The sequence below is a fragment of the Desulfuromonadales bacterium genome, from assembly GCA_035620395.1.
Taxonomy (GTDB): Bacteria; Desulfobacterota; Desulfuromonadia; order Desulfuromonadales; family DASPGW01; genus DASPGW01.
In genome coordinates this window covers 1-9,137 of sequence record DASPGW010000014.1, presented here as the reverse complement: position 1 = coordinate 9,137, position 9,137 = coordinate 1, and the positions used below count along the sequence as shown (strand labels likewise).

8 protein-coding genes are annotated in these 9,137 nt (G+C 60.9%); 4 read left to right on the top strand and 4 right to left on the bottom strand.

All coding sequences use genetic code 11. From position 1 onward, the window contains the following. On the top strand, nucleotides 1-257 hold a 257-nt coding region (locus VD811_00775), incomplete at its 5' end, for a hypothetical protein (protein HXV19504.1). A 416-nt stretch (nucleotides 258-673) separates the two neighbouring features. Here the strand turns inward: VD811_00775 and VD811_00770 are convergent. Both VD811_00770 and VD811_00765 read right to left on the bottom strand, forming a co-directional pair. Then, nucleotides 674-1,216 carry a hypothetical protein gene (locus tag VD811_00770; GenBank protein HXV19503.1) on the bottom strand — a complete coding sequence of 181 codons (543 nt, stop codon included), beginning with the start codon at nucleotides 1,214-1,216 and terminating at the stop codon, nucleotides 674-676. A 300-nt stretch (nucleotides 1,217-1,516) separates the two neighbouring features. Next, a complete protein-coding gene (locus VD811_00765) occupies nucleotides 1,517-2,548 on the bottom strand; it encodes an MltA domain-containing protein (GenBank protein ID HXV19502.1) in 1,032 nt (343 codons plus the stop codon). 476 nt (nucleotides 2,549-3,024) lie between these two features. On the opposite strand from VD811_00765, the gene VD811_00760 reads away from it, so the two are divergent. Beyond that, the gene (locus VD811_00760; protein HXV19501.1) at nucleotides 3,025-5,610 is read left to right on the top strand and encodes a PEP/pyruvate-binding domain-containing protein; all 2,586 of its coding nucleotides are present in this window, start codon (nucleotides 3,025-3,027) and stop codon (nucleotides 5,608-5,610) included. A gap of 117 nt (nucleotides 5,611-5,727) precedes the next feature. On the opposite strand, the gene VD811_00755 is transcribed toward VD811_00760, so the two are convergent. Beyond that, a complete protein-coding gene (locus VD811_00755; protein ID HXV19500.1) occupies nucleotides 5,728-6,564 on the bottom strand; it encodes a diguanylate cyclase in 837 nt (278 codons plus the stop codon). A 299-nt stretch (nucleotides 6,565-6,863) separates the two neighbouring features. Here VD811_00755 and VD811_00750 point away from each other — a divergent pair, with 299 nt between their 5' ends. Both VD811_00750 and VD811_00745 read left to right on the top strand, forming a co-directional pair. After that, nucleotides 6,864-7,352, top strand: a complete 489-nt coding sequence (locus VD811_00750) for a helix-turn-helix domain-containing protein (protein ID HXV19499.1) — start codon at nucleotides 6,864-6,866, stop codon at nucleotides 7,350-7,352. 86 nt (nucleotides 7,353-7,438) lie between these two features. Next, complete coding sequence (locus tag VD811_00745; protein HXV19498.1) at nucleotides 7,439-7,996, top strand: nitroreductase family protein; 558 nt, start codon at nucleotides 7,439-7,441, stop codon at nucleotides 7,994-7,996. A gap of 100 nt (nucleotides 7,997-8,096) precedes the next feature. Here VD811_00745 and gdhA read toward each other — a convergent pair. Further along, nucleotides 8,097-9,137 (bottom strand): NADP-specific glutamate dehydrogenase (gdhA, locus tag VD811_00740; GenBank protein HXV19497.1); only part of this gene is annotated, 1,041 nt, incomplete at its 5' end.

Below are 9,137 nucleotides of genomic sequence, written 5' to 3'. Positions count from 1 at the left end.
GCTGTGTTGAAATGGGGAAAAGGGAGCACCACAAAGGATGCCTGGCTAACCAGGCTCTTGCCGAGCAGACCGCCAAGCGAGTTGTAGCTTACTTCGACTTCCGAGGGGCCGTTCTCGATTCCTACTGGATTCCGCTGGCAGAAAGCGAGGACTTGTACCTGCATTTCGCACCCGACATCACACAGTGGGCGAAGGAAAGCATGATTCCGAAAGGATGCGGCGTTACTGATGACTGTTCTGCCTGTAACTGCGGCTGAGGACTGAGTCCCGGTGCTCAGTGCAAAGGGGAAGAGCCACTCTGATCAGTAGGATTGGAGTGGCTCTTTTTCGTGTCCGGAATTACGCGGCAATTCAGGGTTAGGCCTGAGAGCTCTCATGACATCGCAAATCAGACTTATCCCCTCCCGGCTGGCGAATCCCCGCAACTCCCTTTGTAGAAAGGTTGGTTATTACTCAAGCCCGAACTGCACCGACAGACCTCCTGAGTTTTTGTGTATTGGAATGCGATGGGCGATATTTCCGAACCGCCGTGTGATTATTCACAGAATTTTAAGTTCTGCGCCTTTCAACAGGTACACCGATAATTGGTGTCAACTTCAAGGGCCAAACCGATGGGCCTGCCTTCTTATGGATTTTTCCTGGCCAAAATCATCTCCCCGAACTCCATCCCCTGCTAAGAAATTGAATACAGTTTTTTCCCCTCGACTCGCTGAAGGACGGAGCCCAGAAGAAGGGTACTCATGCTGCCCATTACGGCAATGGCCAAGCCACTGCTGACATCACCAAGAGCCATGAGCCGGAAACTGCCGAAAACAATCGCTGACGCCCAGATAGTCATGGCCATGGCTTTGCCGAATTTCAGGCCGGCCTCATTTGCGGCGGCAGCACTGCAGGCGGTGGTGACAAATGCGAGTGCAATGAGAAAATAGGCCGCCTGACCGGCTATAATGTGGATGATGCCGGCAGCCCAAGCGGCTGCGATGCTGACGATGGAGAAGTTTAGGAATAGCAGGGTTGCAAGGGTTGTGCGATATACGATAGGGAGTATTGCAGTGAATGTGACACCGGCGATGGCGACGGCAATAATTCCTGAGACAGAGTAGCCCAAGGGAAGTTCAAATACATAGCGTGCTGTTGACCAGATGAAGGTGATTGCCACAATCTCTCCCGCCAGGATGAGACTCAGTCCAGGATAATCTCGACGGAGCGTATCCATTCTTTCCTCCTCTGCTCGGGGTCCCTATGCGATCGATTTGATGCAGGATACCTGTCCCTTTTCCCTTGGCTGGCACTTTTGAATAATGAATAACCCTAACCGAGCTGCAGCCCGTTCGGGACTGGAAATATTGAAGCGTCATATTCCATCAACATATAGAGTAAAATTTGAGATTTTTCGTCTGTCTTTATTTCGTATACAATATGCGGGGCTTTTTGCAAGTCAAATTATTCTGAAACCTGTTTCTGCGAAGTCAAGGGGCAAAAGAGTCAATCAACGACGGTCTAAGGGGAGCCATGCCTAAGGCGACTCCGCCCCGGGCGGCAGGGCATCGACGGGATAGAGCACCCAGAGGCGCCCTTGCTGCTTCATCCTGCCGGCCAGTTCCCCGGCGGCATCCCCCATCCCCCAGAAAAAGTCGGCGCGCACCTCCCCCTTGATGGCGCCGCCGGTGTCCTGGGCCACCATCAGCCGCTGCAACGGCACTGGGCTGCTGGGGCGGGTGGTCGCGAGGAAGACCGGGGCACCGAGGGGGATAGTGCGCGGATCGACGGCCAGGCTGCGTTCTGCGGTCAGCCGAACGCCGAGGGCGCCGGGAGGCGGCCGGTCATCGGCGGCCAGTTCGCTGAAGAAGACGTAGCTCGGATTCTCGGCAAGCAGACTGCGCGTCTCGTCGGGATGGCTTCGGGCCCAGGCGCGGATTGCCTGCATCGACATCTGATCACGGGTCATCTCGCCACGCTCGATGAGGAGCTTGCCGATGGAGCGAAAGGGATAGCCGTTCTGGTCGGCATAGTGAGCCATCACTCGCTCGCCGTTTTCGAGGGTGATCCGCCCCGACCCCTGGATGTGCAGGAAGAAGAGTTCCACCGGATCTTCCACCCAAAGCAGCTCGCGTCCCTTCAGGGGGGCCTGCTCGCCGTCGATTTCCGCGCGGTCCCAGTAGGGTACGACGCGGCGCCCGACCAGGCGGCCGCGCAGCCGGTAGTTGGCCAGATCGGGGTAGACGCTGCGCAGGTCGATGATCAGCAGGTCGTCCGGAACCGCGTAGAGAGGCCAGGCGAAGCGTTCGGAAGGGGTGCGGCTGCCGGCGAGGTCGGGGACGTAGTAGCCGGTGATCACGCCGCTCTCCTTGCCGTCAGGGCGGCTGACCCGATAGGGGATGAAACAGCCGGTAAAGAAGGTGCGCACCGCCGCCTCGTCGATCGGGTCGATCCGGGCCGCCTCGGCACAGACCTCCTCCCAGACCGGCTTCCTGCCGATCGCCCGGCAGCTCTGACGAAAAGCGATCAACGCCACTCCCGGGTCGTCGCCCGGCCAGCCTTCGACCATCTCCCAAGGCACTGCCTCGAGTACCGGCACCTTGGACGGCGGTTCAGGGACGACGGGCGGTGCCGGAACGACAGGCGGTAATCCAGAGACAACGGGCGGCGCCGGGATGACGGGCGGCGACGGCGGGGGGGCGCAGGCACCGATGCCGAGCAGCACAAGCAGCGGGAAGGATCGGAACAGCGATTGCGACAAAGGTCGGGACAGTAATCCGGCAGGCATTGGGTACCTCGGGGAACGATAATATAAAACGATAATTATAAGGGGAGTCGGTTCATATCTCGCGCCCGGCGTCGAGACTTGGCCAACATAACTTTTTTTGCCGGCAGGGTCAAACGGTCTCCGACTAGTCCGACCCCCGCAGTCGGTTCTTTCAGCGGGCCGTGCAAAGCTCTTGTCGACAGACAAAAGGCCGTGCTATAAGCATCAACGTGCGGTTTTTTTAATCATCCTTATCTTTTTTCGCGAGAGGCATGCACATGAATTCAGCAGAACGGGTCAGCACCGGATTGCAGGGACTCGACGAGATTCTCGATTCCCTGCGCATCGGCGACAACGTCGTCTGGCGCATCGACAGCATTGCCGACTACCGTGCTTTTGTCACCCCCTTCGTACGCGTCTCGCTGCAAGAGGGGAAGCGGGTCGTCTACATGCGCTTCGGCCGTCATGAACCGCTGGTGCAGCCGGCCCCCAACGTGGTCACCTACAAGCTCGACGCCCTGCGCGGCTTCGAGTCCTTCGCCTCCCGCGTCCACGCCATCATCACCGAAGAGGGACGCGGCGCCTTCTACGTCTTCGACTGCCTCTCCGACCTGCTCTCGGCGTGGGCGACCGACCTGATGATCGGCAATTTCTTCCGGGTGACCTGTCCCTATCTCTACGAGCTCGACACCGTCGCCTACTTCGGTCTGGCGCGCGGCAGCCATTCCTTCAAGACCACCGCCCGCATTCGCGAGACCACCCAGGTCATGATCGGCATCCATAAATGGCGCGACGCCGTGCATGTCCACCCGATCAAGGTCTGGCAGCGTCACTCCCCCACCATGTTCCTGCCGCACGCCCAGCAGGGCGAGCGCTTCCTGCCAGTAACCAGCAGCTGCGACGCCACCGACCTGCTCTCCAGCATCAGCCGCCGCGGCACCGAAAGTAGCCGCCGCCAGCTCGACTACTGGGACCGGCTCTTTCTGCAGGCCGAAGACCTGCTCTCGACACCGGGCGCCTCCGAAGCGCGCGAGCAGATGATCGACCAGCTCTGCCGGCTGATGATCGGCCGCGAAGACCGCATCCTCTCCCTGGCCCGGGCCTATTTCTCCCTCGAAGACCTGCTGCAGATCAAGGGGCGCATGATCGGCACCGGCTTCATCGGCGGCAAGGCGGTCGGCATGCTGCTGGCCCGGCGCATTCTGCTGAGCGACCCTGGTTTCGAATGGGAGAAGCACCTCGAGCGCCATGACTCCTTCTTCGTCGGCTCCGACGTCTACTACTCCTACATCGTCCACAACGGCTGGTGGAAACTGCTGATGCGGCAGAAAACCGAGGACGGCTACTTCGAGGCGGCCGCCGAACTGCGCGAGAAGATGCGCGGCGGCACCTTCCCCGAAGAGATCCGCGAGGTCTTCCAGCAGATGCTCGAATACTTCGGTCAGTACCCGATCATCGTCCGCTCCAGCAGTCTGCTCGAGGATGGCTTCGGCAACGCCTTCGCCGGCAAGTACGACAGCTACTTCCTGGCCAACCAGGGCGCCCCCGAGGAGCGCTGCGCCCGGCTCGAAGAAGCGGTACGTGACATCTTCGCCAGCACCATGAGCGAAGACGCCCTCAGCTACCGGCGGCAGCGCGGCCTCGACCGCCAGGAAGAGCAGATGGGACTGCTCATTCAGCGGGTCTCCGGCAGCTACCGCAACCATTACTATTTCCCCGAACTGGCCGGCGTCGGGGTCTCCTACAACACCTTCGTCTGGTCACGGGAGCTCAACCCCGAGGCCGGCATGCTGCGGCTGGTGCTCGGCCTGGGCACCCGTGCCGTCGACCGGGTGGAGGGGGATTATCCCTGCATCGTCGCCCTCGACTCCCCGCTCAAAAGGCCGCACAAGGGGGTCGAGGATACCCGCCGGTTCTCCCAGCGCGACGTCGACCTGCTCAACATCGAGACCAATCAGCCGGAAACCGTCTCCCTGCTCGACCTCACCCGGCAGACCATCGGCATCGACTGGCAGCGCTACGCAGTACGCGACCGCGAGGTCGCCCAGAAGATTGCCGACCGCGGCGGCAAGGGACAGGACGTTTGGCTGCTCACTTTCGACTGGCTGCTCTCGCAGACCCGTTTCCCCGAACTCATGCAGAAGATGCTCAAAACGGTAGAAAGTGCCTATCGTTATCCGGTCGACATCGAATTTACCGTCAATTTCGACGCCGCCGGCACCACCATGCTCAACCTGGTCCAGTGCCGGCCGCTGCAGACCAAGGGGGTGCAGCAGAAGATCGACATGCCCGAGAACATCGAGGAGGAGCGGATTTTCTTCGCCAGCGAAGGACATTTCATGGGAGGCAGCATCGCCCAGCCGATCCGCCGCATCATCTTCGTCGACCCGGAAGAATACACGCGCCTCTCCCTGACCGACAAATACGAGGTAGCCCGTCTGGTCGGACGTCTGAACAAGCGCCTCGGCGACCGCAAAGAGGTTCCGACCCTGCTCATGGGACCGGGGCGCTGGGGGACCTCGACACCCGCCCTCGGCGTCCCCGTCACCTTTTCCGAACTCAACAACATCACCGCCCTGGCCGAAATCGCCTTCACCGGCGGCAACCTCATGCCCGAGCTCTCTTTCGGCACTCACTTTTTCCAGGACCTGGTCGAGGCCGACATATTCTACGTCGCCATCTTCCCCGACAGCCCCGGCTGCACTTTCAACCGCGCCTGGTTCGACAGTCTACCCAACGCCCTCGAAGGACTGATGCCGGCCAGCAGCCGCTACAAACGGGTGGTCAAGGTCTGCAACCTGCCTGACGACGGCCTGCAGCTGATGGCCGACGTGGTGTCGCAGAAGCTGCTCTGCTTTCGCTGACGGAAATATCATGAAACAGGACGCGCCGCCCCACCGGAAAAAGCCGGTGCGGGCGGCAAATCCTTGAATTTCTCCAAGTCCTTCACGGCTTCGCGTGAGTATCCGCAGCCTTCGGTTTTACCGCTGCTTGTCTGCATACATCGCAGCGTCGGCAGCCCGGATCAGCTCTTTTGCCTCCCGGCCATCCTGCGGGTAGAAGCTGATGCCGATGCTGACGCCAATGCTGCAACCGGATTCGCCCACGGCAATGGGTCGGGACAGGCTCCGGACGACCTTTGCCGCCACCGCCTCGGCCACCCTGCGCTCAACCGCCTCCGAAAGAACCAGGAGAAATTCGTCCCCTCCCAGCCGCGCCACCGTATCGCTGCGACGCACGCAGGCCTTCAGTCGCCTGGCCACCTCCTTCAGCACTGAATCTCCGGCCTCGTGTCCCCACGCATCGTTGATCTGCTTGAAGAGGTCGAGATCGAGGAACAGAACCGCAACTCCCGTCCGGTTGCGCCTGGCCCGGGCGAGCGCCTGGGCGATCCGGTCCAGAGCCAACGCCCGGTTGGGCAACCCGGTCAGCCCGTCGTGGGTGGCCAGTCGGCGAAGTTGTCCTTCGGCGTACTTGCGGGTAGTAATATCGGTAAACATGGCCGCATACCGGACGACGCTCCCCTGGCTGTCCCGCAGGGCAAAGATGCTCAGCCATTGAGGGTAGACCTGGTCGTTCTTGCGCCGATTCCAGACCTCTCCCTGCCACCTGCCTGTCGCGGCGAGAGTCCGCCACATCCTGCGATAGAAACCGGGCCGGTGCCGTCCCGATGCAAGCATACGCGGGGTCTTCCCCACGACCTCTTCGGCAGCGAAGCCGGTAATCCGGGAGAAAGCCGGGTTGACCGCCACAATGGCGGCGTCAAGATCAGTCAACATGATCCCGGTCGGGCTGGCCTCGATGAGTTCGGCCGCCACCGGCCACCTTTCCCCTGGCTTCCCACCCCCCGGCAGGGGGCCTTTCTGTCCCGCCCCCGGGGTGCAAATATTTCTGCATTCCGCCCCCTCCATCCTTACATCACCCTCCCTCCCATGTTCCCTGCGTCTTCGTAACACCCAGATGTGGCAGCCAATGCACATGCCCACCTTCACTATTGGTAAATTTATGCTTCTCCATAAGTGAAGTCAAGACACGAAATCACCATTAGTGCATTTTTCGACTTCTCTATCGGTGGAATTGTTTGACAATGGTGGGAAGACGATTTTAAATACGGTCCATGAACCTCGATAAAGTGGAGATCGGCAAGCGGTTCAGGGAAATCCGCCGGCGCCTGAACATGACCCAGCGGAAGTTCGGCGAGCTTCTCGGGGTGGTCCCTAGCGCAGTCTCGGCCTACGAATCCGGGAGCAAATTTCCGTCACCGGAGAGTCTGGGCCGCATCGTCGAGATCGGCGGCGTCTCCTTTGACTGGCTTCTTGCCGGTGGCCCTCCTCCTGCCGCCACGGGACAACCTCCGCTGGGACGCCAGACCGTACAGATGAGCGGTCATCTTGAGACCACCGGCGAGGCCAGAGTGTCGGAGATGCTGGCCGGCTTCACCACCGGTAAACCGATCCAGCTTTCCGCGCAGGAACGGCGCCTGCTGCTGCAGTTTCGTCTGCTGCCGGCGGAGCGGCAGGAGAAGCTGATCGAGGACATCGAACTGATCAATGTCGGCCTGCAGCGTCGAACCAGCGGCTGGGGCGGCAGCGAAAACGAGGGCTAGACCCGACGCGTTGTTCGGGAAATGGGAAGGGGGAGACAACGCCCCTGAGGGATATTTAGCATCCGCCTGGCGAAGGAGGAGCGCACATGGAGGTCCTTGAAGCCATCAACACCCGCAGAAGCGTCCGCAAGTTCCGGGAGCAGCCGGTTGAGCCGGAAAAACTCCGGACGGTTCTGGAGGCTGCGCGCATGGCGCCTTCCTGGTCGAACCTGCAGTGCTGGCGGTTCGTGGTCGTGCAGGACTCTGCCACCCGGGCTGCCCTCAGTGACCTGTCGTTTGTCGAATCGTTTTTTGCCGCCTACGGATTCAGCAAGAATCCGGCGCAGAAGGCCATTGCGGCAGCACCGGTGGTCATCGTCGCCTGCGCCGATCCGGCAAAATCAGGGACGATGGCGGATCAGCACTACTATCTCGCCGACCTCGGCATCGCCACCCAGAACCTCATGCTCGCCGCCCATGCCGTCGGCCTGGGAACCGTTTTCGTCGGCGTCTTCGACGAGGAGAAGGTGCGCGACCTGCTCGGCATTCCAGCCGGCATCCGGATCGTCGGGCTCTTTCCTCTTGGCTACCCGCTGGAAGAAAAGAAGACCGGCCCGCCGCGCAAACCGCTCGACGAAATCGTTTTTCACGAGAGATGGGGATAGGCCCCCGAAAAAGCTGGTCCTGCATACGGATCAGGACGACCCAAAAGGAAAGGCCCGGCATGACTGCCGGGCCTTTCTGCGTCGGAGGGAGAAGGAGAACCTAGACCAGGCCGTGGGCGACCATGGCGTCGGCGACCTTGATGAAGCCGGCGATGTTGGCGCCGAGCACGTAGTTGCCCGGATCGCCGTACTCCTCGGCGGTCTCGAAGCAGAGTTCATGGATGTTGACCATGATCTGCTCAAGCTTCTTCTCGGTAAAATCGAAGGTCCACGAATCGCGCTGGGCGTTCTGCTGCATTTCCAGCGCGCTGGTTGCCACGCCACCTGCGTTGGCGGCCTTGCCCGGACCGTAGGCGATCTTGGCGTCGAGGAAAATCTTGACCCCTTCGGGGGTGGTCGGCATGTTGGCGCCTTCGCCGACGGCGATGCAGCCGTTCTTCACCAGGGTGGCGGCGTCCTTGCCATTGATTTCGTTCTGGGTCGCCGAGGGCATCGCCACCTGGCAGGGGATTTCCCAGATATTGCCGCTGGCGATGTATTTGGCGTCCTTGTGGTATTTGGTGTAGTCCTGGATGCGGCGGCGCTCCACTTCCTTGAGCTGTTTGATCAGGTCGAGGTCGAGTCCTTTCTCATGAACGATGACGCCGTTGCTGTCGGAGCAGGCGACGCACTTGCCACCGAGCTGGTGGATCTTCTCGATGGTATAGATGGCGACGTTGCCCGAGCCCGAGACGAGGCAGGTCTTGCCGGCGAAGGAGTCCTTGCGGGCCTTGAGCGCTTCGTTGATGAAGAAGGTGGCGCCGTAGCCGGTCGCCTCGGGGCGCACCAGCGAGCCGCCCCACTTGAGTCCCTTGCCGGTCAGAACGCCAGCCTCCCAGCGGTTGGTGATGCGCTTGTACTGGCCGAACATGTAGCCGATCTCGCGGCCGCCGACGCCGATGTCACCGGCGGGAACGTCGGTATGCTCGCCGAGGTGACGGTAGAGCTCGGTCATGAAGCTCTGGCAGAAGCGCATGATCTCGTCGTCCGACTTTCCTTTAGGGTCGAAGTCCGAGCCGCCCTTGCCGCCGCCGATCGGCATGCCGGTCAGGGAGTTTTTGAAAATCTGCTCGAAGCCGAGGAACTTGATGATGCCGAGATA